Annotated in this window: 24 protein-coding genes; 8 read left to right on the top strand and 16 right to left on the bottom strand. The window is 58.1% G+C overall.

Annotated elements, in window-relative coordinates:
- Nucleotides 1–8 precede the first annotated feature (8 nt).
- The 12 genes from atpD to asnC all read right to left on the bottom strand — a co-directional run bounded on the left by atpD (nt 9) and on the right by asnC (nt 11,122).
- Nucleotides 9–1,391: a F0F1 ATP synthase subunit beta gene (atpD, locus tag ACSBQQ_RS17165; protein ID WP_004933813.1), complete on the bottom strand. Its 1,383-nt coding sequence runs from the start codon at nt 1,389–1,391 to the stop codon at nt 9–11.
- A 32-nt stretch (nt 1,392–1,423) separates the two neighbouring features.
- Entirely contained in the window at nt 1,424–2,287 is an 864-nt protein-coding gene (atpG, locus tag ACSBQQ_RS17160; RefSeq protein WP_004933811.1) for a F0F1 ATP synthase subunit gamma, read from the bottom strand.
- 59 nt (nt 2,288–2,346) lie between these two features.
- Nucleotides 2,347–3,888 carry a F0F1 ATP synthase subunit alpha gene (gene atpA / locus ACSBQQ_RS17155; RefSeq protein WP_033636516.1) on the bottom strand — a complete coding sequence of 514 codons (1,542 nt, stop codon included), beginning with the start codon at nt 3,886–3,888 and terminating at the stop codon, nt 2,347–2,349.
- Nucleotides 3,889–3,900: 12 nt separating this feature from the next.
- The gene (gene atpH / locus ACSBQQ_RS17150) at nt 3,901–4,434 is read right to left on the bottom strand and encodes a F0F1 ATP synthase subunit delta (RefSeq protein WP_033649565.1); all 534 of its coding nucleotides are present in this window, start codon (nt 4,432–4,434) and stop codon (nt 3,901–3,903) included.
- Nucleotides 4,435–4,448: 14 nt separating this feature from the next.
- Nucleotides 4,449–4,919: a F0F1 ATP synthase subunit B gene (gene atpF / locus ACSBQQ_RS17145; protein WP_004933804.1), complete on the bottom strand. Its 471-nt coding sequence runs from the start codon at nt 4,917–4,919 to the stop codon at nt 4,449–4,451.
- Between the two features lie 57 nt (nt 4,920–4,976).
- Nucleotides 4,977–5,216 (bottom strand): F0F1 ATP synthase subunit C, encoded by a 240-nt coding sequence (gene atpE / locus ACSBQQ_RS17140; protein WP_004093904.1) that lies wholly within the window; start codon nt 5,214–5,216, stop codon nt 4,977–4,979.
- 49 nt (nt 5,217–5,265) lie between these two features.
- Entirely contained in the window at nt 5,266–6,045 is a 780-nt protein-coding gene (gene atpB / locus ACSBQQ_RS17135) for a F0F1 ATP synthase subunit A (RefSeq protein ID WP_025160299.1), read from the bottom strand.
- A 22-nt stretch (nt 6,046–6,067) separates the two neighbouring features.
- The gene (atpI, locus tag ACSBQQ_RS17130; protein ID WP_004933796.1) at nt 6,068–6,451 is read right to left on the bottom strand and encodes a F0F1 ATP synthase subunit I; all 384 of its coding nucleotides are present in this window, start codon (nt 6,449–6,451) and stop codon (nt 6,068–6,070) included.
- A 639-nt stretch (nt 6,452–7,090) separates the two neighbouring features.
- Nucleotides 7,091–7,711 carry a 16S rRNA (guanine(527)-N(7))-methyltransferase RsmG gene (rsmG, locus tag ACSBQQ_RS17125; protein WP_033649566.1) on the bottom strand — a complete coding sequence of 207 codons (621 nt, stop codon included), beginning with the start codon at nt 7,709–7,711 and terminating at the stop codon, nt 7,091–7,093.
- A gap of 138 nt (nt 7,712–7,849) precedes the next feature.
- Nucleotides 7,850–9,739, bottom strand: a complete 1,890-nt coding sequence (gene mnmG, locus ACSBQQ_RS17120) for a tRNA uridine-5-carboxymethylaminomethyl(34) synthesis enzyme MnmG (protein WP_033649567.1) — start codon at nt 9,737–9,739, stop codon at nt 7,850–7,852.
- 380 nt (nt 9,740–10,119) lie between these two features.
- Entirely contained in the window at nt 10,120–10,560 is a 441-nt protein-coding gene (mioC, locus tag ACSBQQ_RS17115; RefSeq protein ID WP_033649568.1) for an FMN-binding protein MioC, read from the bottom strand.
- 100 nt (nt 10,561–10,660) lie between these two features.
- Nucleotides 10,661–11,122: a transcriptional regulator AsnC gene (asnC, locus tag ACSBQQ_RS17110; RefSeq protein ID WP_004933786.1), complete on the bottom strand. Its 462-nt coding sequence runs from the start codon at nt 11,120–11,122 to the stop codon at nt 10,661–10,663.
- Between the two features lie 155 nt (nt 11,123–11,277).
- Between asnC and asnA the strand changes: the two genes are divergently transcribed.
- The gene (gene asnA / locus ACSBQQ_RS17105; RefSeq protein WP_033636511.1) at nt 11,278–12,270 is read left to right on the top strand and encodes an aspartate--ammonia ligase; all 993 of its coding nucleotides are present in this window, start codon (nt 11,278–11,280) and stop codon (nt 12,268–12,270) included.
- A 6-nt stretch (nt 12,271–12,276) separates the two neighbouring features.
- Here the strand turns inward: asnA and viaA are convergent, their stop codons facing one another.
- The gene (viaA, locus tag ACSBQQ_RS17100) at nt 12,277–13,740 is read right to left on the bottom strand and encodes an ATPase RavA stimulator ViaA (protein WP_033649569.1); all 1,464 of its coding nucleotides are present in this window, start codon (nt 13,738–13,740) and stop codon (nt 12,277–12,279) included.
- 2 nt (nt 13,741–13,742) lie between these two features.
- Nucleotides 13,743–15,251 carry an ATPase RavA gene (ravA, locus tag ACSBQQ_RS17095; RefSeq protein ID WP_086556989.1) on the bottom strand — a complete coding sequence of 503 codons (1,509 nt, stop codon included), beginning with the start codon at nt 15,249–15,251 and terminating at the stop codon, nt 13,743–13,745.
- 283 nt (nt 15,252–15,534) lie between these two features.
- Between ravA and kup the strand changes: the two genes are divergently transcribed.
- The 7 genes from kup to rbsR all read left to right on the top strand — a co-directional run bounded on the left by kup (nt 15,535) and on the right by rbsR (nt 23,387).
- Complete coding sequence (gene kup / locus ACSBQQ_RS17090) at nt 15,535–17,403, top strand: low affinity potassium transporter Kup (protein WP_033636508.1); 1,869 nt, start codon at nt 15,535–15,537, stop codon at nt 17,401–17,403.
- Nucleotides 17,404–17,573: 170 nt separating this feature from the next.
- A complete protein-coding gene (gene rbsD, locus ACSBQQ_RS17085) occupies nt 17,574–17,993 on the top strand; it encodes a D-ribose pyranase (protein WP_033649571.1) in 420 nt (139 codons plus the stop codon).
- A gap of 7 nt (nt 17,994–18,000) precedes the next feature.
- A complete protein-coding gene (gene rbsA / locus ACSBQQ_RS17080) occupies nt 18,001–19,506 on the top strand; it encodes a ribose ABC transporter ATP-binding protein RbsA (RefSeq protein ID WP_033636505.1) in 1,506 nt (501 codons plus the stop codon).
- A gap of 6 nt (nt 19,507–19,512) precedes the next feature.
- Nucleotides 19,513–20,481: a ribose ABC transporter permease gene (gene rbsC / locus ACSBQQ_RS17075; protein WP_019455467.1), complete on the top strand. Its 969-nt coding sequence runs from the start codon at nt 19,513–19,515 to the stop codon at nt 20,479–20,481.
- A gap of 24 nt (nt 20,482–20,505) precedes the next feature.
- A complete protein-coding gene (gene rbsB, locus ACSBQQ_RS17070) occupies nt 20,506–21,393 on the top strand; it encodes a ribose ABC transporter substrate-binding protein RbsB (RefSeq protein ID WP_033649580.1) in 888 nt (295 codons plus the stop codon).
- Between the two features lie 61 nt (nt 21,394–21,454).
- Nucleotides 21,455–22,381, top strand: coding sequence for a ribokinase (gene rbsK, locus ACSBQQ_RS17065; protein WP_060429029.1), 927 nt, complete (start codon nt 21,455–21,457; stop codon nt 22,379–22,381).
- Nucleotides 22,382–22,385: 4 nt separating this feature from the next.
- The gene (gene rbsR / locus ACSBQQ_RS17060; RefSeq protein WP_025160301.1) at nt 22,386–23,387 is read left to right on the top strand and encodes a ribose operon transcriptional repressor RbsR; all 1,002 of its coding nucleotides are present in this window, start codon (nt 22,386–22,388) and stop codon (nt 23,385–23,387) included.
- Here rbsR and mdtD read toward each other — a convergent pair.
- Both mdtD and ACSBQQ_RS17050 read right to left on the bottom strand, forming a co-directional pair.
- A complete protein-coding gene (mdtD, locus tag ACSBQQ_RS17055) occupies nt 23,384–24,799 on the bottom strand; it encodes a multidrug transporter subunit MdtD (protein WP_025160302.1) in 1,416 nt (471 codons plus the stop codon). The genes rbsR and mdtD overlap by 4 nt on opposite strands.
- Nucleotides 24,800–24,866: 67 nt before the next feature.
- Entirely contained in the window at nt 24,867–25,556 is a 690-nt protein-coding gene (locus ACSBQQ_RS17050) for a FadR/GntR family transcriptional regulator (RefSeq protein WP_060429027.1), read from the bottom strand.
- Nucleotides 25,557–25,997: the final 441 nt, after the last annotated feature.

The raw sequence follows: 25,997 nt of genomic DNA, 5'->3' as shown, positions 1-25,997 counted from the left end.
TCAAGGCGTTACAGTTTCTTGGCTTTTTCCACTGCTTCTTCAATGGTGCCAACCATGTAGAACGCCTGCTCCGGCAGGTGGTCATAGTCGCCGTCCATAATGCCTTTGAAACCACGGATGGTGTCTTTCAGCGATACGAACTTGCCCGGAGAACCGGTGAAGACTTCTGCCACGAAGAACGGCTGAGACAGGAAGCGTTGGATCTTACGCGCACGGGATACGACCAGTTTGTCTTCTTCAGACAGCTCGTCCATACCCAAGATCGCGATGATATCTTTCAGTTCCTGGTAGCGTTGCAGAATGGACTGCACGCCACGCGCTACGTCGTAGTGCTCCTGGCCAACAACCAGCGGATCCAGCTGACGGCTGGTGGAATCCAGCGGGTCAACGGCCGGGTAGATACCCAGAGAAGCGATGTTACGGCTCAGTACCACGGTTGCGTCCAAGTGCGCAAAGGTGGTGGCTGGTGACGGGTCAGTCAAGTCATCCGCAGGAACGTAAACGGCCTGTACGGAAGTGATGGAACCGGTCTTGGTCGAGGTGATACGTTCTTGCAGAACGCCCATCTCTTCCGCCAGCGTTGGCTGATAACCTACCGCGGATGGCATACGGCCCAGAAGTGCGGACACTTCGGTACCGGCCAGGGTGTAACGGTAGATGTTGTCAACGAACAGCAGAACGTCACGGCCTTCGTCACGGAATTTCTCCGCCATGGTCAGGCCGGTCAGCGCAACGCGCAGACGGTTACCTGGTGGCTCGTTCATCTGGCCGTAAACCAGGGATACTTTGTCCAGAACGTTGGAGTCGGTCATTTCGTGGTAGAAGTCGTTACCCTCACGAGTACGCTCGCCCACGCCCGCAAACACGGAATAACCGGAGTGCTCGATCGCGATGTTACGGATCAGCTCCATCATGTTTACGGTTTTACCCACGCCCGCACCACCGAACAGACCGACTTTACCGCCCTTGGCGAACGGACAAATCAGGTCCATTACCTTGATACCGGTTTCCAGCAGTTCCTGGGAGCTGGACAGCTCTTCGTAGCTTGGCGCCGCGCGGTGAATCGCCCAACGCTCTTCTTCGCCGATGTCGCCTTTCATGTCGATCGGTTGACCCAATACGTTCATGATACGGCCCAGGGTAGCTTTACCCACCGGCACTTCAATCGGGTGGTCCAGGTTGTTCACTTTCAGACCGCGACGCAGACCGTCGGAGGTCCCCATTGCGATACAGCGAACCACGCCACCGCCCAGCTGTTGCTGAACTTCCAACACCAGTTTTTCGGTGCCGTTTTCTACCTCAAGGGCGTCGTACACTTTCGGTACGGCATCCTGAGGGAACTCGACGTCCACCACGGCGCCGATTACCTGGATAATCTTTCCAGTAGCCATCTTGAATCCTCTACGTAATTCGTAAACCTAGCTTAAACCGCGGAGGCTCCCGAAACGATCTCGGTGAGTTCCTGAGTGATGCTGGCCTGACGCGCCTTGTTGTATACCAACTGCAGCTCTTTGATCAGGCTACCGCCGTTATCGGTTGCGGCTTTCATCGCGACCATTCGTGCGGCCTGCTCGCTGGCCAGGTTTTCCACGACGCCCTGATAAACCTGCGACTCCACATAGCGGCGCAGCAAGGTATCAAGCAGCACTTTTGGATCGGGTTCATACAGGTAATCCCAAGGCGTTTTCTTCAGCTCTTCGTCATCGGCTGGCGGTAACGGCAGCAGCTGAAGCACCTGCGGCTCTTGGGACATCGTATTAACAAATTTGTTGCTGACAATGTACAGCTTGTCCAAACGACCTTCGTCGTAGGCCTGCAGCATCACTTTCACCGGCCCGATCAGATCCGACAGGGAAGGTTTGTCCCCCATGCCGGTCACCTGGGCAACCACGTTGCCGCCCACGGAACCAAAGAAAGAGGCCGCTTTAGAGCCAATCAGCGCCAAATCGGTTTCGACGCCTTTTTCGGACCAGGCTTTCATCTCCGCCAGCAGCTTTTTGAACAGGTTGATGTTCAAGCCGCCGCAGAGACCACGGTCAGTAGACACCACCAGATACCCGACGCGCTTAACGTCACGCTCATCCAGGTACGGGTGCTTGTACTCCAGATTCCCTAACGCAAGGTGACCAATCACTTTGCGCATGGTCTCTGCATAAGGACGGCTGGCCGCCATGCGATCCTGCGATTTACGCATTTTGGAGGCGGCGACCATTTCCATCGCTTTAGTGATCTTTTGCGTGTTTTGCACGCTAGCGATCTTACTACGTATCTCTTTTGCGCCGGCCATCTCTGCTTCTCCTCAGTGCCAGACGGCCTGCTGTCTTTCAACAGCAGGACCGTTCGGCGTTACCAGGACTGGGTTTTCTTGAAGGTCTCGAGGATGTCTTTCAACTTGCCCTCGATCTCATCATTGAAGTTGCCAGTTTGGTTGATGTGGTTCAGCAGCTCGGCGTGCTCGCGGTCCGCATAGGCGACCAGCGCGGCTTCGAAGCTCACCACTTTGGCGACTTCGACGTCGTTCAGGTAACCGCGTTCTGCGGCAAACAGCACCAGAGACTGTTGTGCGACCGACATCGGCGCATACTGTTTCTGTTTCAGCAGCTCGGTCACTTTCTGACCGTGGCTCAGCTGTTTGCGGGTCGCGTCGTCCAGATCGGATGCGAACTGGGAGAACGCAGCCAGTTCACGATACTGCGCCAGCGCTGTACGGATACCGCCGGACAGTTTCTTCATGATCTTGGTCTGCGCGGCGCCACCAACACGGGATACGGAGATACCCGGGTTAACTGCCGGACGAATACCGGAGTTGAACAGGTTGGATTCCAGGAAGATCTGACCATCGGTAATCGAGATTACGTTGGTCGGAACGAACGCGGAAACGTCACCCGCCTGGGTTTCAATGATCGGCAGAGCGGTCAGTGAACCGGTTTGGCCTTTAACTTCACCTTTGGTGAAGGCTTCAACGTATTCGGCGTTAACGCGCGCTGCACGCTCCAGCAAGCGGGAGTGCAGGTAGAATACGTCGCCTGGGTAAGCTTCACGACCTGGCGGACGACGAAGCAGCAGGGAAATCTGGCGGTAAGCAACGGCCTGTTTGGACAGGTCATCGTACACGATCAGCGCATCTTCACCGCGGTCACGGAAATATTCGCCCATTGCGCAACCGGCGTATGGCGCCAGGTATTGCAGTGCAGCGGATTCGGAAGCGGTCGCCACAACCACGATAGTGTTGGCCAGTGCGCCGTGCTCTTCCAGTTTGCGCACCACGTTAGCGATGGTGGACGCTTTCTGGCCGATAGCCACGTAAACGCATTTGATGCCGGAGTCGCGTTGGTTGATTATCGCATCGATCGCCAGCGCGGTTTTACCGGTCTGACGGTCACCGATCACCAGCTCACGCTGGCCACGGCCGATTGGAATCATGGCGTCAACGGATTTGTAGCCAGTCTGAACCGGCTGATCAACGGATTGACGCTCGATAACGCCTGGCGCGATAGCTTCTACCGGAGAGAAACCGTCGTTCTCAATCGGGCCTTTGCCGTCGATTGGCGCGCCCAGGGTGTTAACTACGCGGCCCAGCAGACCACGACCGACTGGAACTTCCAGGATACGGCCGGTGCATTTAACCTTCATGCCTTCGGCCAGATCCGCGTACGGACCCATAACCACGGCACCGACGGAGTCGCGCTCCAGGTTCAATGCGATTGCGTAACGGTTGCCAGGCAGCGCGATCATTTCGCCCTGCATAACGTCGGCCAGGCCGTGTACGCGGATGATCCCGTCGCTGACGGAAACGATAGTACCTTCATTGTGAGCTTCGCTCACTACATTGAACTGAGCAATGCGCTGCTTGATCAGTTCGCTGATTTCGGTGGAATTCAGTTGCATGCTCCAGTCCCCTTAAGACTGCAAGACGTCTGTCAGGCGTTCAAGACGACCGCGAACGCTGCCATCAATCACCATATCGCCGGCGCGAACAACGATGCCGGCCAGTACAGACTTGTCAATTTTGCAATTCAGCTTAACTTTGCGTGACAGACGTTTTTCCATCGCAGCGGCGATTTTCGCCTGCTGTTCGTCGCTCAGCGCGCTCGCAGAGAGCACTTCGACTTCGACGGTGGATTCCAGCGAGGCGCGCAGTTCGATGAACTGCTGCAGCACGGCAGGAAGAACCAGTAAACGTCCATTTTCGGCCATTACGCGGATAAAGTTCTGGCCATGTTCGTCGAGCCGATCGCCACAAACCGCGATGAACGTCTTGGACAGCGTTTCTGGCGCGACCGCGCCAGACAGCAGTTCAGAAATCTGTTCATTGCGAGTGACTTCAGCCGCAAACGCCAGCATTTCCTGCCAGCGCTCTACGCTTTGGTGCTCAACGGCAAAGTCAAAAGCTGCTTTGGCGTAGGGGCGAGCTACAGTGACAAATTCAGACATCAGCCCCTCCCTCCTTACAGTTCAGCGACCAGTTTATCAACGATGTCGCTGTTAGCAGCTTCATCCACGGAACGTTCGATGATCTTCTCGGCGCCGGCAATTGCCAGCATCGCGACTTGCTTACGCAACTCTTCACGAGCGCGCTTACGTTCGGCTTCGATCTCAGCCTGAGCCTGCGCCACGATTTTGTTACGTTCCTGCTCGGCTTCGGCTTTCGCTTCATCCATGATCTGAGCTTTGCGTTTGTTCGCTTGCTCGATGATCACCTGAGCTTCTGCTTTAGCAGTTTTCAGCTGGTCGGTCGCATTGGCTTGCGCTAAGTCCAGATCTTTTTTGGCACGCTCTGCAGAAGCGAGGCCGTCAGCGATTTCTTTCTGACGTTTCTCGATGGCAGCCATGATCGGCGGCCATACGTACTTCATGCAGAACCAGACAAACAGAACGAACGCGATGGCCTGGCCGAGGATTGTTGCGTTAAGATTCACAGCACAATGCCTCTTTAAAAGTTAATAGTTTGGTTACGTCGTAGAGGGTTGCTCTACTTACGCGACGGCGAACATCACGTACAGACCCAGACCTACAGCGATCATCGGGATGGCGTCGACCAGACCCATAACGATAAAGAACTGTGTACGCAGCAGAGGAATCAGGTCAGGCTGACGAGCAGCGCCTTCCAAGAATTTACCACCCAGGATGCCGATACCGATCGCAGCACCGATTGCCGCTAAACCCATCATCACAGCGGCAGCCATGTACAGCAGATCCATACTCAGGTTTTCCATGACAGTCTCCAGTTTGTTTCAGTTTAAAAGTGCAAGTGTTTTAAGAAAATCAGTGCTCTTCAGACGCCATCGACAGATAGACGATCGTCAGAACCATGAAAATAAAGGCTTGAAGCGTAATGATCAGGATGTGGAAGATAGCCCAAGGCAAGCTCAGGACCCACTGTGACCACCACGGCAACAGGCCGGCAATCAGGATGAAGATCAACTCACCCGCATACATGTTGCCGAACAGTCGCAGACCCAGTGAAACAGGTTTGGACAGCAGGCTGACACCTTCAAGAATCAGGTTGATAGGAATGAATACAGGGTGGTTGAACGGCTGCATGGTCAACTCTTTAACGAACCCGCCAACGCCTTTCATTTTGATGCTATAGAACAGAATCAGGATAAACACGCCCAGCGCCATAGACAGCGTGACGTTCACGTCGGCGGTAGGCACGACGCGCAGCGCAGGCAGACCGAGAACGTGGGTGCCGAGATAAGGCAGGAAGTCAACCGGGATGAGGTCCATCAGGTTCATCAGGAACACCCAGACGAACACGGTCAGTGCCAACGGCGCAATGACCTTGCTCTTGCCGTGGTACATGTCGCGCACGCTGCTGTCGACGAAACCGACCACCAGCTCCACGGCGGTTTGCAGTTTACCCGGCACGCCGCTGGTGGCGTTTTTGGCCACTTTGCGGAAGATCACCAGGAAGAGCGCCCCGAGGACGACGGAGAAAAACATCGAGTCGAGGTTAATCGACCAAAACCCAGTCCCGACCTGAAGCTGCGTCAGGTGGTGACCGATATACTCCTGTGGAGTCAAGACTTCTCCTGCAGACATGATGCCTCTTACCCTTATTTAGTTAAGTTCGGTAACTGTTAATCACGGCCGGTGCCACTATCTGCACCACTAACACCGCTAAATAGGTCAGGCCAAGCGGTATAAACTCCGCCTTGAACACCCCCAGCGCCACGATCAGCAAAACGATGGTGATCACGACCTTTAGCCCCTCGCCGATGGCGAACGACCAGGCAACCCTACCGGGCGCCGGCGTTTGCGCCTGATGGCGCAAGGCAAACAGCATAAACATTGCACTCGGCAACCAGGCGGCGAGACCGCCCGCCAGCGCCGAAGCGCTCCATTCCGGGCTTTTCAGCCAGAAAGCAACGCTGATCAGAACAAAAGTCATTAACTGCAAAAACAGCAGTTTGCGTGCGACTTTCCCGCTGTAAAGGGACACAGACATGACGTTTGTTCTCTCCGTACCCCAGAGGGGGTATGCTGAGTGACGTATACAACTGTTTTTGCTGTCCAGAGTCAAGCAGCAAAAAACGAGCAAATTATACGGGGCATACCAACGAATTCAATCGATAAGTAGCGAAAAGGTGAACAATTATTTAAATTTCCCTATTCCAGCCTATTTTCACAAGAAAACGGTCGGAATAATAGGGCGCATTTAATTGTCTGATTATTCCAGCGTTGCGTTTAGAAACGCGAAGCCGATCACAGTAATGTCCCTTCCTGATTTATAGCCGATGGTCAACCAAACCGTCTTTAGCAATTTGAGCGATCAAAAGATTATATAAATCAAAACATTATCAGTTAACTGTTCAAAAACAATCCGTATACCCGACGAAAACCTTTTATTGACAAGCCGCGGGGCAATATTCCAACAGCCAATTAACATTAGCAGCAAACGCCAATCTTTCGCACATGATTGCTAACGTGACTATTTCCAAATGCAATTACTCTATTGTCGCTAATTAGCCGCGTTTTTTGTGTTAATAGAAAGTAAATTAACTAAAAAAAGCGACCAACTAATTAGCCTGCTTATCTTTCTTCCTGGTACTGACTTTAATTCACGCTTGTTTGATCAAAAGCAAACTCAGTTTGCCTTAAGAATCACCAGGTGGCGTTCGCCTTCCAGTTCAGGCACCTGCAACCGCACGATGGATTCCAGGCTAACGCCCGCCGGCAGCTGCGCCAGCTCTTCATCCGGGCGCACGCCTTTCAACGCGTAAAAACGCCCCTGCCCTTTCGCCGGCAGGTGATGGCACCAGGACAGCATATCCTGCAGCGAAGCGAACGCGCGGCTGATCACGCCGTCGAACGGCGGCTCGGCCGGAAACTCCTCAACGCGGCTCTGCACCGGCTCGATATTGTTCAGGCCCAGCTCATGCTGCACCTGACGCAGGAAACGTACGCGCTTGCCCAAGCTGTCGAGCAGCGTGAAATGCGCGTCCGGGCGCACGATCGCCAGCGGAATGCCCGGCAAGCCGGGGCCGGTGCCGACATCGATAAAACGCGAGCCCTGCAGATGCGGGTTGACCACGATGCTGTCGAGGATGTGGCGCACCAGCATTTGCTGCGGATCGCGCACCGACGTGAGGTTATAAGCCTTGTTCCACTTATCCAGCATGCCGACATAGCCCAGCAGCTGCTGTTTCTGCTGATCGGGCAGCTCAATGCCTGCTGCCGCGAGCAGCGAGTCTAATTTTTTTTGCACAACGGATCCTTTGGCAGGCGCTGAACGACCAGCGGATGGTTAGCTGGCGCAATGAGGCGCCTATGATAATTCAGGGCGCAAGTGATGTCAGCGGCCGTTTGGCTACGGGATGAGCAAACGGCCGCCTGGATGCGGGATTTATGCGCTGCGGCGCAGCAGTCCCTGCTTTTTCAGCCAGATCAGCAAAATCGAGATCGCCGCCGGCGTAATGCCGGAGATGCGCGAAGCCTGGCCGATGGAGTTCGGTTTGTGATCGTTCAGCTTGGCGATCACCTCGTTCGACAGCCCAGAAACCTGACGGTAGTCGAGATCCAACGGCAGCACGGTGTTCTCGTTGCGCTGTTGTTTTTCGATCTCTTCCTGCTGGCGAGCGATGTAGCCTTCGTATTTGACCTGGATCTCGACCTGTTCGGCGGCTTGTACGTCGTCCAGCGGCGGCGCGAAGGCCTCGGTGCCGGTCAACTGCGCGTAATCCATCTCCGGACGGCGCAGCAGCTCTTCGCCGTTCGCTTCGCGCGACAGCGGCGCTTTCAGCAGCGCATTGACTTGTTCGACGTTCTCGGCGTGCGGGTGCATCCAGATGTCGCGCAGGCGCTGACGTTCGCGTTCGATTCGCTCCAGCTTCTCGCTGTAACGCGCCCAACGCACGTCGTCCACCAGGCCGAGTTCACGGCCTTTTTCCGTCAGGCGGAGATCGGCGTTGTCTTCGCGCAGCATCAGACGATACTCGGCGCGCGAGGTAAACATGCGGTACGGTTCTTTGGTGCCGAGGGTGCTGAGATCGTCCACCAGCACGCCCAGGTAGGCCTGATCGCGACGTGGCGCCCAGCCTTCCTGTTCGTCGGCGAAGCGCCCGGCGTTCAGGCCGGCCAACAGGCCCTGCGCAGCGGCTTCTTCATACCCGGTGGTGCCGTTGATCTGGCCGGCGAAGAACAGCCCCTGAATGAATTTGCTTTCCAGCGTCGGCTTCAGATCGCGCGGATCGAAGAAATCGTACTCGATGGCATAACCAGGGCGAATAATACGCGCGTTCTGCATCCCTTCCATAGAACGGACGATCTGCATCTGCACGTCGAACGGCAGGCTGGTGGAAATGCCGTTAGGGTAAATTTCGTTGCTGGTCAGGCCTTCCGGTTCGAGGAAGATCTGGTGCGCGTTGCGATCGGCAAAGCGCATGACCTTGTCTTCGATCGACGGGCAGTAACGTGGGCCGATCCCTTCGATGATCCCGGCATACATCGGGCTGCGATCGAGGTTATTGCGGATCACGTCATGGGTTTTTTCATTGGTGTGGGTGATGTAGCACGCCATTTGTTCCGGGTGCTGGCTGGCATCGCCCAGGAACGAGAATACCGGCACCGGCGTATCGCCGTGTTGTGGCGCCAGTACGCTGAAATCGATAGTGCGGGCGTCGATGCGCGGCGGCGTACCGGTTTTCAAGCGGTTGACGCGCAGCGGCAGTTCACGCAAACGCTGCGACAGCGAGATCGAAGGAGGATCCCCCGCGCGGCCGCCGCTGTAATTCTCCAGGCCGATATGGATCTTGCCGTCCAGGAAGGTGCCGACGGTCAATACCACCGCCTTGGCGCGGAATTTCAGGCCCATTTGGGTTACGGCGCCCACTACGCGATCGTTTTCGACGATCAGATCCTCAACCGGCTGTTGGAAGATCATCAGGTTGGGCTGGTTCTCCAACGCGGTGCGGATCGCCTGGCGATACAGTACGCGATCCGCCTGCGCGCGAGTGGCGCGGACGGCAGGGCCTTTGCTGGCGTTTAGTATCCTAAACTGGATGCCGGCATGATCGATCGCCGTGGCCATCAGGCCGCCGAGTGCATCAATTTCCTTAACCAGATGCCCTTTACCAATACCGCCAATCGCCGGGTTACAGGACATCTGTCCCAGCGTATCGATATTGTGTGTCAATAATAAAGTCTGACGTCCCATGCGCGCCGCGGCCATGGCGGCCTCGGTACCTGCATGGCCACCACCGATGATGATGACGTCAAATTGATCTGGATAAAACATGGAACTGCACCTCGCCGTATTGCGAACGATCGTATTTGCCCTGGGGTGGGGGATTCTACTCAAGTTTAGACGATCGACCAAGCGGTCAGGATCGTCGGTAATTAAAAGAAGATCTTTTTTATTTAAAGATCTCTTTATTAGATCTCTTATTAGGATCGCGATCCTCTGTGGATAAGTAACTATTCACGAAGAAGATCAGCAGATTAAGGAGGATCGTTTGCTGTGAATGATCGGTGATCCCGACGCAGATAAGCTGGGATCTAAAAGGCTTGTTATGCACAGGACAAAAAGCGACCTACGGTTGTTATTTGGATAACTACGGCTTTTACCCTGCTTTTAAGCTTAGTTATCCACAATCGTTCGCGCGATCTTTAGACAAACTAGAGTAAATTAATCCAGTTTTTTACCCATTCCTCGGCCGGATCCTCGGGAATTTCATGCTCGGTCACGTCGATCTCGAGACGATCGCCGATCCTTTTCGCGCCTCTGGCGATCAGCAGATCGTCGATCTGTTTGATCGCGCCGCAGAAGATGTCGTATTCCGAACTGCCCAAACCGACGGCGCCGAACTGCACCTCGGAAAGATCCGGCTGTTGTTCGGCGATCTGCTCCAGCAGCGGCTGAAGGTTATCCGGCAGTTCGCCGGCGCCGTGCGTGGAAGAGACCACCAGCCAGCGGCCGGTCAACGGCAGTTCATCCAGTTCAGGGCCGTGCAGCATCTCGGTAGAGAAACCCGCGTCTTCCAGCTTTTCAGCCAAATGTTCAGCCACGTATTCGGCGCTGCCAAGCGTACTGCCACTGATCAGAGTAATGTCTGCCATGAACCAACGATCCCAACCTTCTCACTCAAAGTGGCTGCATTGTACGCTGTGAATCGGCTGGGATCTACCTGTGGATAATGTGGGTATGCAATTTGGCGGGTTACGGCACGATGGTGCGCATAATGGGGTTCTGCAGCGAGATCAGCGTTTCGGTAGACTGGATCTCGTCGATGGTCTGGATCTTGTTGATAAGTACCTGCTGCAGTGCGTCGATCGATCGGCACATCACCTTGATAAAGACGCTGTAGTGGCCGGTGGTGTAATAGGCTTCCACCACTTCCTCCAGGCTTTCCAGCTTTTTCAGCGCCGAAGGGTAGTCCTTGGCGCTCTTTAATATGATGCCGATAAAGCAGCACACATCGTAGCCCAGCTGTTTGGGGCTGACGTCGATGCGCGCGCCGGTGATGATCCCGGCCTGTTTCATCTTCTCTACCCGCACATGAATGGTGCCGGGGCTGACGGCGAAGTTTTTCGCCAGTTCGGCGTACGGCGTGCGCGCGTTGTCCATCAGAGCGTTGAGGATGCCGCGATCGAGATTATCGATCTGATAAATTTCCGCCATTTAATCCCCCATTAATTAACGATTGTTGAATTCTGTCCGGATAAAAATGAACGATTAAAAGTGAAAAGGCAATATTGATTAATGGATATTGAATTGACATGTCATTTTGTTGCTTAATCGATGGCAACAGAGACAGGTTTACAAGAGATATGGCAATGAAAAAACAGTTTATCCAAAAACAACAACAAATCAGCCAGGTCAAATCCTTCTTCTCCCGCCAGCTGGAGCAACAGCTTGGCCTGATCGAAGTGCAGGCGCCGATCCTCAGCCGTCTGGGCGACGGCACGCAGGATAACCTCTCCGGCAGCGAGAAAGCGGTGCAGGTTAAGGTGAAAACCCTGCCGGACGCCACCTTCGAAGTGGTGCATTCATTGGCGAAATGGAAACGTAAAACGCTGGGCAGCTACGATTTCGGCGCCGGCGAAGGCCTGTACACCCATATGAAGGCGCTGCGCCCGGATGAAGATCGCCTGACGCCTATCCACTCGGTGTACGTCGATCAGTGGGACTGGGAACGGGTGATGGGCGACGGAGAGCGCAGCCTGGACTACCTGAAAAGCACCGTGCGCAGCATTTACGCCGCCATCAAGGCGACGGAGGCGGAAGTCAGCCGCGAGCATGGTCTGACCCCGTTCCTGCCGGAACAGATCCACTTTGTGCACAGCGAAACCCTGCTGCAGCGTTACCCGGATCTGGACGCCAAAGGGCGCGAGCGGGCGATCGCCAAAGAGCTGGGCGCAGTGTTCCTGATCGGCATCGGCGGCAAGCTGTCGCACGGCAAATCGCACGATGTGCGGGCACCGGATTATGATGATTGGACCACCCCGGCGGCGGATGGCCTGGCGGGCCTGAACGGCGATATCGTGGTGTGGAACCCGGTGCTGCAGGACGCTTTCGAGCTGTCCTCTATGGGCATCCGCGTCGACGCCGCCGCGCTGAAACGTCAGCTGGCGCTGACCGGCGATGAAGAGCGCATGAAGCTGGAGTGGCACCAGTCGCTGCTGCGCGGCGATATGCCGCAGACTATCGGCGGCGGCATCGGTCAGTCGCGCTTGGTGATGCTGCTGCTGCAACTGTCGCATATCGGCCAGGTGCAGTGCGGCGTGTGGTCGCCGGAAGTGCGCGGGGCGGTCGAAGGCCTGCTCTGATCCCGCCTAGCGCCGCCAGCGGCGCATCAAACGGCTTTTCAGCCCGGTATCGAAGCGCCAGATATGATCGAAGATGCGCATGATGCCGGGTTTGCCGTAGGCGGACATCGCCACCGCATGGAAACGCTGCTGGTGGCTTTGCTGCTGCTGTTTCACCTTCTTTATTACCTCCTCCGGCAACCGCTGGGCGATAAAATCGGAAATGATCACCGCATCGGCGTCAAACCAGCCGCTCTCCGCCATTTTGGTGACGGTGGCGTTCAGGCAGGCCGCCAGATCGGTGCCGCCGCGAAACTGCTGGCCGAGAAAGCGCACCGCCTGTTCGATGCCGCTGGCGGCGGTGAGCTCATAATGCACGATCTGGTTGGCGAACAGCATGATGTAGCAACGGCGGTTGTCCGCCAGCGCAATGCGCAGCAGCGCCAGGCAGAACGCCTTGGCGCACTGTTCGTTGAAGCCGCCCATCGATCCTGAGGTGTCCACACAGACGATAAACGGCCCGCGCGGCTGTTGATCCTGCTGCTGATGGGTGACCTGGCGGATCAGGATCTGCTCCTGCCAGACGTCGCCCTGCAGGCGGTAGCTCAGCAGCCGCTTTTCCAACAGGCGGCGATAAAATTCGAACTCCAGCTCTTCAATGCCTAGCGTCGCCAGCTCCGGCGGCAGCAGGCGCAGGATGTCGTCGCTCTGATGAATGCCGCTCACTTCTTCCGGTAGCGTGGCCGGCACCTGCACCATCACCCTGAACGGCTCCGGCTGCGCGTCCTGTTGCTGCACCGCCTTGGCCTGATAGCTGCGGCCCAACTGCTGCGCCAGCTTTTTCAGCTCCGGCTGCTGCTGCAAAAAGTTGCCGTACTCCACCAGCCGCTGGTAATCGCCGCGCTGTAGCTGGCCTTTGCTCATGTCCCACAGCCTGCCGGCGGCGGTGTCGTTTTCCGACAGCAGCGGCTCCAGCGCGCCGCTCAGCGCCAATCGCTCCTGCAGTTCCGCCATCAGTTGCTCGCGCTCCTGTTCCAGCAGCTGGTGGTGCAGCATGGTGGCCTGCAGCGTCAGGCTGATGCGCCAGCGCTGCAGGAACAGGGTTTGGAAGCTGTCGTCCAGCGGATGATTGGGCAGATCGGCGGCGTCCACCAGCGCGCGCGCCTGTTCATAAAACGGCGAGACCAGCTGGCGCAGCAGCTCCATCGTGTCGTTGAGGTTGTGATAGAACTGGGTGTTGTTCTCCAGCTGGCACTGTTGGTAGCGGTAAAATTCCTGCGCCAGCGCCGGCGGCACCATAGCTTCCTGCAGACGCTCCTTGAGCTGCAGTTTCCAGCGTGGCAGATCGCGATCCAACGCCCGGCGAAGGGCCGGAAACTTTTTAAAGAACACCGACAGCTGCGGCGCCGCCAGCATGCCGACGATCATCTCCTCGATCATTTCGCCTTCGGCGATCGCCAGCAGCAGATCGAGCGTCTCCAGACTGAGCATGGTTACTGGCCGCGCATTTGCTGCAGTTGCTGTTTAACCTGCTCCGCCACCTGTAGCAGACTGGCTTCGATCTTGGCCAGGCCGGCGGCGGGTGTGAACAGACAGGGCTGATGTTGGCTGAAGGCGCGGCGCTGCTCCGCCAGGCGTTGGGCCAACGCGTCCATTTCGTCCAGCAGCGCCTGCGGCGTGGCGGTGGCCTGTTTGCCTGGCAGCGCCAGCAGCGACGGCTGGCGGCTGACGTCCAGCACCGTCAGGTGCAGTTGGTCGTCGACCTCCAAATCGATCGGCTGCGCGAAGCCGATGCCGTTCAGCTTGGCGCGCACGTCGCCGCCTTTTTGCAGCCAGTTGTCCAGCACGCTGCTTTCGATGCTCAGATGGTTGACCTGAATGTCATGCAGCTGCAGCGGCTTTTGCAGCAACAGGGTGAGGGTGCCGCCGGCGAACGGCGTGGCCGGTGCGTATTGCGGTTTACGGCTGAACATGCCGCCCTTTTTCACCAGGCTGATGGCCTGCCGGTCGCTTTGTTGCTGCTGATCCTGCAGCCAGCGGGTGTGGATTTGTTGCAGTTGGATCAGCATCGACTGTTGCTGGTAGGCCGATTCGGTCAACAGCTGATCGATCTGCTGTTGCAGCAGCTTCAGCGAGGTGAGATCGTGCCACAGGCAGTCTTTCAGCAGCATCAGGTCGAGCGGGGCGATAGCGTCGCGCCCGCTGAAGAAGGCGCAGGCCTGCAGCAGGCGCAGGGCTTTTTTCCAGCGTCGGTCAGAGACGTACGGCGCCTGTTCCAGCGCGTCCAGCCGCTGGCGCAGCTGGAAAATCAGCTCAAAGCAGGCTTCCGGCAGCGCCACCTTATCGATCTGCGGCTGCCACTGCAGAAACTCTTCGTCGCTGACGCTCAGCGCCGCCGGCACCGGGTTTTGGCTTTCGCTCTGGCGGTTGACCAGCAGCGAGCGGAAATTCTGCTTATCCTGCACCTTATCCAGCCACAGGCGGATCAGCATGCGGTCATATAAGGCTTCGAGGCTGTTGTCCGCTTCGGGCAGTTCGTTGGAGGCGGTGACCAGCAGGCGCAGCGGGATCGGTTCTTCGCTGTTGCCGTTGCGAAAGCGCCGTTCGTTGATCGCCGTCAGCAGGGTGTTGAGGATCGCCGGGCCGGCCTTCCAGATCTCGTCCAGAAACACGATCTCCGCTTCCGGTAGGTAGCCGGCGGTCAGGCGCTGATAGCGCCCCTCATCTTTCAGCGCCTGAATGGAGAGCGGGCCGAAGACCTCTTCCGGCGTGGAAAAGCGCGTCATCAGGTATTCAAAGGAGCGGGCGTTGCGGAAGGCAAACTTCAGCCGGCGCGCGATCAGGCTCTTGGCGATGCCGGGCGGGCCGAGCAGGAATACGCTTTCGCCGCTCAGCGCCGCCAGCAGGCACAGGCGAATCGCTTCTTGCCGCTCATAAAGACCGCTCTCCAGCGCGCTGCTGAGGCGGGAAATTCGTTCTGCCAGAAGGGATGATGGCGTCATATAATTGTCGCATTGTCCGAGAGTTAGCCAATCTTGGTCGATAATCCGATGATAAACCACCATTATTTTTAGTGGTATAGCTTGTTGATTAGTAATATTTTTCTAAGTTGAGCCGGATATCCGGTTCACATTTTGTTTATTTTTCGGCTCTGATATAAGGGTAGGCAAGCCGTATAAATGGTGCATACTGTGCGGCTTTCTGGTGGGCGTGACGGATCTTTGAGCCCGTATTTTGCCTGATGCGGATGCATCGCTAACGGATGTTCTGATAAAGAAACGAATTATGAGCGCAGAGCATAAGCAGTCCTTATCGGCGGTAACCCTGGCGGCCATCGGCGTGGTCTACGGTGATATCGGCACCAGCCCTCTCTATACGTTGAGAGAGTGTTTCTCCGGCCATTACGGCTTCGATGTTCGTCCAGACGTGGTTTTCGGCTTCCTGTCGCTGATTTTCTGGATGCTGATCGTGATCGTTTCCCTCAAATATCTCACCTACGTGATGCGCGCGGACAACGCCGGCGAGGGCGGCATTCTGACGCTGATGTCGCTGGCCGGGCGCAACACTTCGGCGCGCACCACCGCGGTGCTGGTGATACTGGGCCTGATCGGCGGCAGCTTCTTCTATGGCGAGGTGGTGATCACCCCGGCTATCTCGGTGATGTCGGCGATAGAGGGGCTGGAAATCGCCGCGCCTGCGCTCGATGCCTATATCGTGCCGCTCTCCATTCTGGTGCTGACGCTGCTGTTCGTTATCCAAAAGCACGGTACCGGCAGCGTCGGCAAGCTGTTCGCCCCGGTAATGCTGTTGTGGTTCATCGTGTTGGCGGTACTGGGCGCGCGCAGCATCATTTCGAACCCGGAAGTGCTGCAGGCGCTGAACCCCAAATGGGCGCTCAACTTCTTCATGGAATATAAGAAGGTGTCGTTCTTTGCGCTGGGGGCGGTGGTGCTGTCGATCACCGGCGTCGAGGCGCTGTATGCCGATATGGGGCACTTCGGTAAGTTCCCGATCCGCCTGGCCTGGTTCACCGTGGTGCTGCCTTCGCTGGTGCTCAACTACTTCGGCCAGGGCGCGCTGCTGCTGAAAAACCCTGAGGCGATCAAAAACCCGTTCTTCCTGCTGGCACCCGACTGGGCGCTGATCCCGCTGCTGATTCTGGCGACCCTGGCGACGGTTATCGCTTCGCAGGCGGTGATTTCCGGCGTCTTCTCGCTGACCCGCCAGGCGGTGCGCCTGGGCTATCTGTCGCCGATGCGCATTATTCACACCTCGGAAATGGAATCCGGCCAGATCTACATTCCAGTGATCAACTGGACGCTGTACATCTCGGTGGTGCTGGTGATTGTCGGTTTCGAACACTCCAGCAACCTGGCGGCGGCGTACGGCATCGCCGTCACCGGCACCATGGTGCTGACCAGCATTCTGGTCACCTCGGTGGCGATCAACAACTGGCACTGGAATCGCTTCCTGGCGCTCGGCATCGCTGCCATCTTGCTGATCATCGACGTGCCGATGTTCTCCGCCAATGCCCTGAAGCTGTTCTCCGGCGGCTGGTTGCCGCTGACCTTGGCGCTGGTGATGTTTATCATTATGACCACCTGGAAGAGCGAGCGCTTCCGCCTGCTGCGCCGCCTGCATGAACACGGCAACTCGCTGGAGGCGATGATCGCCTCGCTGGAGAAATCGCCGCCGGTGCGGGTGCCGGGTACCGCGGTGTTCCTGTCGCGCGCCACCAACGTCATTCCTTTTGCGCTGCTGCACAACCTGAAGCACAACAAGGTGCTGCATGAGCGTGTGGTGCTGCTGACGCTGCGCACCGAGGATGCGCCTTACGTGCACAACGTGCGCCGGGTGACCATCGAACAGCTGTCGCCGACCTTCTGGCGGGTAGTGGCCAGCTACGGCTGGCGGGAAACGCCGAACGTCGAGGAGGTATTCCACCGCTGCGGGCTGGAAGGGTTGCCGTGCCGCATGTCGGAGACCTCGTTCTTCATGTCCCATGAATCGCTGATCCTCACCAAGCGGCCGTGGTACCTCTACCTGCGCGGCAAGCTGTTCGTCGCCCTGAGCCGCAACGCGCTGCGCGCGCCGGATCAGTTTGAGATCCCGCCGAACCGGGTCATCGAGCTCGGCACGCAGGTCGAGATCTAACCCGCCTGACAGGGGCTCAGCATGGCTGAGCCCCTTTTGTTTGCGCATTGTCCGTGCGTGAACGAAACGTTTCGATAGCGATCACACTTCTGCATTGTCCCGGTTGCCTTCCCCTGCCGTTTTTTTAAACTCCCCCAGAGAGCGAAACGTTTCGCTAGCGGAGTGAGAAGATGAAAAAAGGCGTATTACTGAATTCCGATGTGTCTGCCGTGATTGCCCGGCTGGGGCATACCGACCAGCTCACCCTGTGCGACGCGGGCCTGCCGATACCGGCGGCGACGCAGCGCATCGATCTGGCGCTGACGCAGGGCGTGCCGACCTTCATGCAGGTGTTCGCGGCGGTTACGCAAGAGATGCAGGTAGAAAGCGCCATCCTGGCGGAAGAGATCGTGAAACAGAATCCGTCGCTTCACGAGGCACTGCTGGCTGAACTGACCGCACTGGGCCAACGCCAGGGCAATACCATCAGCGTGCGTTATATCAGCCATCAGGCGTTTAAAGCGCAAACCGAGCACAGCCGGGCGGTGATCCGCAGCGGGGAGTGTTCGCCTTACGCGAACCTGATCCTGTGCGCCGGCGTAACTTTCTGAGGCGTTTATGCAACCTTTACTGCAACTGAAAGGGATTGATAAAGCCTTTCCCGGCGTGAAGGCGCTTTCCGGCGCCGCCCTCAGCGTTTATCCCGGCAAGGTGATGGCGCTGGTGGGGGAAAACGGCGCCGGGAAGTCCACCATGATGAAAGTGCTGACCGGCATCTACCAGAAAGACGCCGGCAGCCAGTATTTTCTCGGTAACGAGGTGGCGTTCAACGGGCCTAAAGATTCGCAGGAAGCGGGCATCGGCATTATCCATCAGGAGCTGAATCTGATCCCGCAGCTGACGATTGCGGAAAACATCTTCCTCGGCCGCGAGTTCGTCAACCGTTTCGGCCGCATTGACTGGAAGCGTATGTACGCCGAGGCCGATCGCCTGTTGGCGCGCCTCAACCTGCGCTACAGCAGCCACCGGCTGGTGGGCGAGCTGTCGATCGGCGATCAGCAGATGGTGGAGATTGCCAAGGTGCTGAGCTTCGAATCGAAAGTGATCATCATGGACGAACCGACCGACGCGCTGACCGACACCGAAACCGCCTCGCTGTTCAAAGTGATCAACGAGCTGAAGGCCGAAGGGCGCGGCATCGTTTATATCTCGCACCGCCTGAAAGAGATTTTTGAAATCTGCGACGACGTGACCGTGTTCCGCGACGGGCAGTTTATCGCCGAGCGGCCGGTGAGCGAGCTGCAGGAAGATTCGCTGATTGAGATGATGGTCGGCCGCAAGCTGGAAGAGCAGTACCCGCGCCTTGATTTGCCGCGCGGGGAAAAACGGTTGGAAGTCAGCCACCTTTCCGGCCCCGGCGTTGAGGACGTCAGTTTTACGCTGTATCGCGGCGAGATCCTCGGCGTGGCCGGGCTGATGGGCGCCGGGCGCACCGAACTGATGAAGATCCTGTACGGCGCCGCGCCGCGCAAGGCCGGCACCGTCAGCCTGGATGGCCGCGAGGTGGTCACCCATTCGCCGCAGGACGGGTTGGCGAACGGCATCGTCTATATCTCGGAAGACCGCAAGCGCGACGGCCTGGTGCTGGGCATGTCGGTGAAGGAAAACATGTCGCTGACCGCGCTGCGCTACTTCAGCCGCGCCGACGGCAGCCTGAAACAGGCCGACGAGCGGCAGGCGGTGGGGGATTTCATCCGGCTGTTTAATATCAAAACGCCGTCGATGGAACAGCCGATCGGTCTGCTTTCCGGCGGCAATCAGCAAAAAGTGGCGATCGCCCGCGGCCTGATGACTCGGCCGAAGGTGCTGATCCTCGATGAGCCGACGCGCGGCGTCGACGTCGGCGCCAAAAAAGAGATCTATCAGTTAATCAACCAGTTCAAGCAGGAAGGGCTGAGCATCATTCTGGTGTCTTCGGAAATGCCGGAGGTGATGGGCATGAGCGATCGCATTCTGGTGATGCACGAAGGGCATCTCAGCGGCGAGTTCCCGATTGAACAGGCCACCCAGGAAGCGTTGATGGCGGCAGCCGTCGGCAAGCAATACGGCGTAAAGCAGGAGTAATCAGATATGAGTTCCCAGACTATCGCAGCCAAGCGCTGGTTCAGTAAAGAGTGGCTGTTAGAGCAGAAGTCGTTGATTGCGCTGCTGGTGCTAATCGCCGTGGTCTCTTCCATGAGCCCGAACTTCTTCACCCTGAACAATCTGTTCAATATTCTGCAGCAAACCTCGGTGAACGCCATCATGGCGGTGGGGATGACGCTGGTGATCCTTACGTCCGGCATCGATCTGTCGGTGGGATCGCTGCTGGCGCTGACCGGCGCGGTGGCGGCGTCGATCGTCGGCTTTGAGGTCAACGCGCTGGTGGCGGTGGCGGCGGCATTGGCGCTGGGCGCCGCGGTTGGCGCCTGCACCGGGGTGATCGTCGCCAAAGGCAAAGTGCAGGCCTTTATCGCCACGCTGGTGATGATGCTGCTGCTGCGCGGCGTCACCATGGTGTACACCAACGGCAGCCCGGTCAACACCGGTTTCACCGACGTGGCCGACACCTTCGGCTGGTTTGGCATCGGCCGCCCGCTGGGCGTGCCTACGCCGATCTGGATCATGGCGATCGTGTTCATCGCCGCCTGGTATATGCTGCACCATACGCGCCTGGGCCGCTATATTTATGCCCTGGGCGGCAACGAAGCGGCAACCCGCCTGTCCGGCATCAGCGTCGATAAAGTGAAGATTATCGTCTACTCGCTGTGCGGCCTGCTGGCGGCGCTGGCCGGGGTGATCGAAGTGGCGCGCCTGTCGTCAGCGCAGCCGACCGCCGGCACCGGCTATGAGCTGGACGCCATCGCCGCCGTGGTGCTGGGCGGCACCAGCCTGGCCGGCGGCAAGGGCCGCATCGTCGGCACGCTGATCGGGGCGCTGATCCTCGGCTTCCTGAACAACGGCCTGAATTTACTGGGTGTTTCTTCCTACTACCAAATGATCGTGAAGGCAGTGGTGATACTGCTGGCGGTTCTGGTAGATAACAAAAGCAACAAGTAACCTCCCCCTACAGGAATCACGATGATGAAAATGAAAAAACTGGCAACCTTAGCTTCCGCCCTCGCGCTGAGCGCCACCCTGAGCGCCAATGCCATGGCCAAAGACACCATCGCGCTGGTGGTGTCCACCCTCAACAACCCGTTCTTCGTCTCGATGAAGGATGGCGCGCAGCAAGAGGCCAACAAGCTGGGCTACAACCTGGTGGTGCTGGATTCCCAGAATAACCCGGCGAAAGAGCTGGCCAACGTGCAGGATCTGATGGTGCGCGCGCCCAAGCTGCTGCTGATCAACCCGACCGACTCCGATGCGGTGGGCAACGCGATCAAGATGGCCAACCAGGCTAAGATCCCGGTCATCACGCTGGATCGCGTGGCGAGCAAGGGCGAGGTGGTAAGCCACATCGCTTCGGACAACCGCGTGGGCGGTAAAATGGCCGGCGACTTCATCGCCAAGAAAGTGGGCGCCGATGCCAAGGTGATTCAGCTGGAAGGCATCGCCGGCACTTCCGCCGCGCGTGAACGCGGTGAAGGCTTCAAGCAGTCGCTGGATCAGAATAAATTCAAACTGTTGGCCAGCCAGCCGGCCGATTTCGATCGCACCAAGGGCCTGAACGTGATGCAGAACCTGCTGACCGCGCACCCGGACGTGCAGGCGGTGTTCGCCCAGAACGATGAAATGGCGCTGGGTGCGCTGCGCGCGCTGCAAACCGCCGGTAAAACCGACGTGATCGTGGTAGGCTTCGACGGCACCGCCGACGGCGTGAAAGCGGTTGAAGGCGGCAAGCTGGCGGCGACCGTGGCGCAGCGTCCCGATCAGATCGGCGTGATCGGTGTGGAAACCGCCGATAAAGTGCTGAAAGGCGAAAAAGTGCCGGCGACCATCCCGGTCGATTTGAAACTGGTCACTAAATAAGTCATACCAGCGCCATCGGAACGGGGTGTTTACGATGGCGCGCAATTCAGGAATCAATGCGATGGAAACAGGTAAGCTGGTGGTTCTTGGCAGCATCAATGCCGACCATATCCTCAATATTGAACACTTCCCCCACCCGGGCGAAACGGTGATCGGGAAACAGTATAAGGTGGCGTTTGGCGGCAAGGGCGCGAATCAGGCGGTGGCGGCCGGGCGCAGCGGGGCGGAGATCGCCTTTATCGCCTGCGTGGGCGCCGACGACATTGGCGAACGTGTCCGCCGGCAGCTGGCGAGCGATCGTATTGATACCCAACCGATTGAAGCCATCGCCGACAGCACCACCGGCGTGGCGCTGATCTTCGTCAACGCCGAAGGCGAGAACGTGATCGGTATCGATGCCGGCGCCAACGCGGCGGTGACGCCGGATTACCTGGCACGCTACCAACAAAAAGTGATCGACGCCGATGCCCTCCTGATGCAGCTGGAGTCGCCGCTGGAGACGGTGATCGCCGCCGCCCGCCTGGCGAAGCAGCATCACACGCAAGTGATCCTCAACCCGGCCCCGGCGCGTGAGCTGCCGGACGAGCTGCTGGGCATGATCGATATGATCACCCCGAATGAAACCGAAGCCCAGCGCCTGACCGGCATCGCCGTGGACAACGACGCCGATGCGGCGCGCGCGGCGCAGGCACTGCACGACAAGGGCATCGCGACGGTGATCATCACCCTCGGCAGCCGCGGCGTGTGGCTGAGTGAAAACGGCCACGGCAAACGGGTGCCCGGCTTCAAGGTGCAAGCGGTGGATACCATCGCCGCCGGCGATACCTTTAACGGTGCGCTGGTCACTGCCCTGTTGGAAGGCAAGGCCATGGCCGACGCGGTGCGTTTCGCCCATGCGGCGGCGGCGATCGCCGTGACCCGCCCTGGCGCGCAGCCTTCGGTGCCGTGGCGTGAAGATATTGACGCCTTCTTGCAGCAGCAGGGGTGATCCTTTGGCCACCATGAAAGATGTCGCCCGCCTGGCGGGTGTTTCAACCTCTACCGTTTCGCATGTGGTCAACAACAATCGCTTTGTCAGCGACAGCGTGCGCGACAAGGTCATGGCGGCCGTAGAACAGCTGAACTATGCGCCTTCCGCGCTGGCGCGCAGCCTGAAGCTCAACCAGACGCGCACCATCGGCATGCTGGTGACCGCCAGCAACAACCCGTTTTATGCCGAAGTGGTGCGCGGCGTGGAGCGCAGCTGCTATGAACGCGGCTACAGTTTAATCCTGTGCAACACGGAAGAAGACGCCGCGCGCATGAACCGCAGCATGGAGACGCTGCTGCAAAAGCGCGTCGACGGTTTGCTGCTGATGTGCACCGAAAACCACCGGCCGTCGCAGGATGCCCTGAGCCGCTACCCGTCACTGCCGATCGTGATGATGGACTGGGCGCCGTTCGAGGGTGCCAACGACATTATTCAGGATAACTCGCTGCTGGGCGGCGAGATGGCGACCGATCATCTGATCGCCCGCGGCTACCGCAAGATCGCCTGCATCGCCGGCCCGCAGGATAAAACCACCGCTCGTCACCGGCTGGAAGGCTATCGCAACGCGATGCGGCGCGCCGGATTGCCGGTTCCGCCAGGGTATGAAGTGCACTGCGATTTTGAGTTTGAGGGCGGCGTGAACGCCATGCGCCAACTGCTGGCGCTGGATGAGCCGCCGCATGCGGTGTTCGCCGGTAACGACGCGGTGGCGGTGGGCGTTTATCAGGCGCTGTATCAGGCCGGGCTCTCCGTGCCGCAGGATATGGCGGTGATGGGCTACGATGACATTGAGCTGGCGCGCTATCTGGCGCCGCCGCTGAGCACCATTCATCAGCCGAAGGATTCGCTGGGCGAACTGGCGATCGATGCGCTGATCAACCGTCTGCAAAACCCGGAGCGCGCCCCCCAGGTGCTGGTGCTGACGCCCGAGCTGGTGGAACGCGCCTCGGTGGGCCGCCGTTAACTCGCCGCCTTCGCTTCTTTCTTGCTTTCCTGGCCGCTGATCAAATTGCGGCCATCCTTCCTTCTCAGCAACATAAACACCAGCGCCGATGCCACGGTGACGATCCCCATGGTGATAAAGGTGTAATGGAAGTGGTCGATCATGGTGCCTAACGACAGGGATTCGTAAAAACGCAGCACCGCCGCGCTGATCGCCACGCCGAAGCTGATGGACAGCTGTTGGGTGACCGCCAGGACGCTGTTGCCGGCGCTGGCGTTGGCGTCGTTCAAATCCGCCAGGCTGATGGTGTTCATGGCGGTGAACTGGGTGGACATCGCCATGCCCAGCACGAACAGCGGCAGGATCATCAGCCACAGCGGCATGCCCGGGCTTTGCAGGGCGAACTGGGCGATCAGCACCCCGATGATGACGGTGATGCCGACCAGCGTTTTTCGGTAGCCGAACCAGCGCAGCACCTGAGTGACGGTGGATTTCGCCATCAGCGAACCGATGGCGGTTGGCGCCATCATGCAGCCGGCGACGATCGCCGTATAGCCGAATCCCACCTGCAGCATGAGCGGCATTAAAAACGGCACGCAGCCGGTGCCCAGCCTGGAGGCGACGTTGCCGGCGATGCCGACCGAGAAAGTGCGGGTTTTGAACAGGTCGAGACCGATCAGCGGCTGAGGATGACGGCGTGCGTGCGCGATGTAGCCGAACAGCATCACGAAGCCGCTGAGCAGAATGCCCAGCGAAACGTAGCTCGCCAGTACCCGCTCGCCAAACAGTTCCAGCCCGGTAGAGATCAGCACCAGGCTCAGGCCGAACAGCATAAAGCCAAGGAAGTCGAAGCGGCGCTTGGGCGTGGTGAAGTCCGGCATGTATTTACGCGCATAGAAGATGCCGAGCAGGCCGATAGGGATATTGATCAGGAAAATCCAGTGCCAGGTGGCGTAGGTGACCAGCCAGCCGCCCAGCAGCGGCCCCAGAATCGGCCCGACCAGGCCGGGCATGGTGACGAAGTTCAGCACCGGCAGCAGTTCGCTGCGCGGGTAGGCTCGCAGTAGCGCCAATCGCGCGACCGGCATCATCATCGCGCCGCCGATGCCCTGCAGCACGCGAGAGGCTACCAGCGCGCTCAGCGTAGGGGACAGAGCGCACAGCAGCGAGCCGAGGGTGAATAACGTGACGGCGAAGATGAACACGCGCCGGGTGCCGAAGCGGTCCGCCAGCCAGCCGCTGACCGGGATCAGCATCGCTACCGTCAGCGTGTAGCTGATGACGGCCGATTGCATCGCCAGCGGCGAACGCCCCAGGCTTTGGGCGATCGCCGGCAGCGCGGTATTGAGGATAGTGGCGTCCAGCGCCTGCATAAAGAACGCCATTGCGGCGATCCACGGAAGTCCTGCCATACTGCGCGCGGATTGGGTCATGGTCGGTCCTGGTTAAATGGTCGTCTGTCCCTCGTCTCTTTCTTCTATATATAAGCGGGGAGCGTGTCTAGTCTTTCTCTTTCAGCAGTATCTGGCAGGCGACGAGCGCGCCGGCGCTGTCTCCGGCGAGTATCGCATCGACGATAGCCTGATGATGGCGCAGCTTGATCACTTCATTGCCGGTGATGGCGCGGAAGTAGCTTTGGTACACCGAGCTGAACAGGTTGGCGAACGAGGTCAGGAACGGGTTGCCGCTGGCCTCGTAGATGAGCTGGTGGAATTGGGTATCGACCTGGATCCAACGCTCGCGATCAAACTGGGTATGCAGCGCGCGCATTTCCGCCATCAGCTCCGCCAGCAGCTTGGTTTGCTGCGGGCTGGCGTGGTTTGCCGCCAACGCGCAGGCCTGCGGCTCCAGCGAAGTGCGCAGGATAAGGAAGTGTTGCATCACCTGATCGAAGTTTTCCCGCGTCATCCACCAGGTCAGTAAATCCTGGTCGAGAAAATTCCATTGGCTTTGCGGCATCACGCGGGTGCCGATACGTGGGCGCGGCAACAACATGCCTTTGGCGGCTAACATCTTTACCGCTTCGCGTACTGCGGTGCGGCTGACGCCGAATTGCTCGCCCAGTTCCATTTCACCGGGCAGGATGCTGCCGGCCTGATAATCGCCCGCCAGAATTTGTTGGCCGAGTTTCTCTGCAAGCAGATAAGAAAGATTGCGTTGGGCGGCCTGTTGTTGTGCATTTAGCTGCATGGCTGCGGGTCCTTACTGACATCGTTATTTCTATTTTACTCCAGTGATCGCCAGCTTTTATGGCTGTTTGCCGGAAAAAGTGACATAAATTCGTCGCTTTTTCGCCCTTTTGTTGAAAAAAAGCGCGCTTGAAAAGTTTTTTGCAATTAGGGGTTGCGGCCCGCCGAGAACTCCCTATAATGCGCCTCCACTGACCGGGAACAACGACTGACAAGCCGCCGGGTCAGCGAGAGGAAAGCGAAATAAACGCTTGACTCTCCGGGTGAAAAGCGTAATATACGCCACCTCGAGTTAGCAAGCGAAAGCGCCTAACTCACTGCTCTTTAACAATTTATCAGACAATCTGTGTGGGCACTCCACAAGACGATATCCAGCATCTTCGGATGCAAAAAAATATCAAGTCTTGAAGAGTGACTAACTGAAGTAAAATTCATGCAGTAA

The organism is Serratia sp. G204Y (genome assembly GCF_051172435.1).
Lineage (GTDB): Bacteria > Pseudomonadota > Gammaproteobacteria > Enterobacterales > Enterobacteriaceae > Serratia > Serratia sarumanii.
Note: the sequence above shows the minus strand (reverse complement) of the source record. Positions and strands in the feature narration are given on the sequence as shown.

Coding starts and splice junctions, on each gene's coding strand:
- atpD (WP_004933813.1), bottom strand. CDS start 1,391: ATGGCTACTGGAAAGATTATCCAGGTAATCGGCGCCGTGGTGGACGTC.
- atpG (WP_004933811.1), bottom strand. CDS start 2,287: ATGGCCGGCGCAAAAGAGATACGTAGTAAGATCGCTAGCGTGCAAAAC.
- atpA (WP_033636516.1), bottom strand. CDS start 3,888: ATGCAACTGAATTCCACCGAAATCAGCGAACTGATCAAGCAGCGCATT.
- atpH (WP_033649565.1), bottom strand. CDS start 4,434: ATGTCTGAATTTGTCACTGTAGCTCGCCCCTACGCCAAAGCAGCTTTT.
- atpE (WP_004093904.1), bottom strand. CDS start 5,216: ATGGAAAACCTGAGTATGGATCTGCTGTACATGGCTGCCGCTGTGATG.
- atpB (WP_025160299.1), bottom strand. CDS start 6,045: ATGTCTGCAGGAGAAGTCTTGACTCCACAGGAGTATATCGGTCACCAC.
- atpI (WP_004933796.1), bottom strand. CDS start 6,451: ATGTCTGTGTCCCTTTACAGCGGGAAAGTCGCACGCAAACTGCTGTTT.
- mnmG (WP_033649567.1), bottom strand. CDS start 9,739: ATGTTTTATCCAGATCAATTTGACGTCATCATCATCGGTGGTGGCCAT.
- mioC (WP_033649568.1), bottom strand. CDS start 10,560: ATGGCAGACATTACTCTGATCAGTGGCAGTACGCTTGGCAGCGCCGAA.
- asnC (WP_004933786.1), bottom strand. CDS start 11,122: ATGGCGGAAATTTATCAGATCGATAATCTCGATCGCGGCATCCTCAAC.
- asnA (WP_033636511.1), top strand. CDS start 11,278: ATGAAAAAACAGTTTATCCAAAAACAACAACAAATCAGCCAGGTCAAA.
- viaA (WP_033649569.1), bottom strand. CDS start 13,740: ATGCTCAGTCTGGAGACGCTCGATCTGCTGCTGGCGATCGCCGAAGGC.
- ravA (WP_086556989.1), bottom strand. CDS start 15,251: ATGACGCCATCATCCCTTCTGGCAGAACGAATTTCCCGCCTCAGCAGC.
- kup (WP_033636508.1), top strand. CDS start 15,535: ATGAGCGCAGAGCATAAGCAGTCCTTATCGGCGGTAACCCTGGCGGCC.
- rbsD (WP_033649571.1), top strand. CDS start 17,574: ATGAAAAAAGGCGTATTACTGAATTCCGATGTGTCTGCCGTGATTGCC.
- rbsA (WP_033636505.1), top strand. CDS start 18,001: ATGCAACCTTTACTGCAACTGAAAGGGATTGATAAAGCCTTTCCCGGC.
- rbsC (WP_019455467.1), top strand. CDS start 19,513: ATGAGTTCCCAGACTATCGCAGCCAAGCGCTGGTTCAGTAAAGAGTGG.
- rbsB (WP_033649580.1), top strand. CDS start 20,506: ATGAAAATGAAAAAACTGGCAACCTTAGCTTCCGCCCTCGCGCTGAGC.
- rbsK (WP_060429029.1), top strand. CDS start 21,455: ATGGAAACAGGTAAGCTGGTGGTTCTTGGCAGCATCAATGCCGACCAT.
- mdtD (WP_025160302.1), bottom strand. CDS start 24,799: ATGACCCAATCCGCGCGCAGTATGGCAGGACTTCCGTGGATCGCCGCA.
- ACSBQQ_RS17050 (WP_060429027.1), bottom strand. CDS start 25,556: ATGCAGCTAAATGCACAACAACAGGCCGCCCAACGCAATCTTTCTTAT.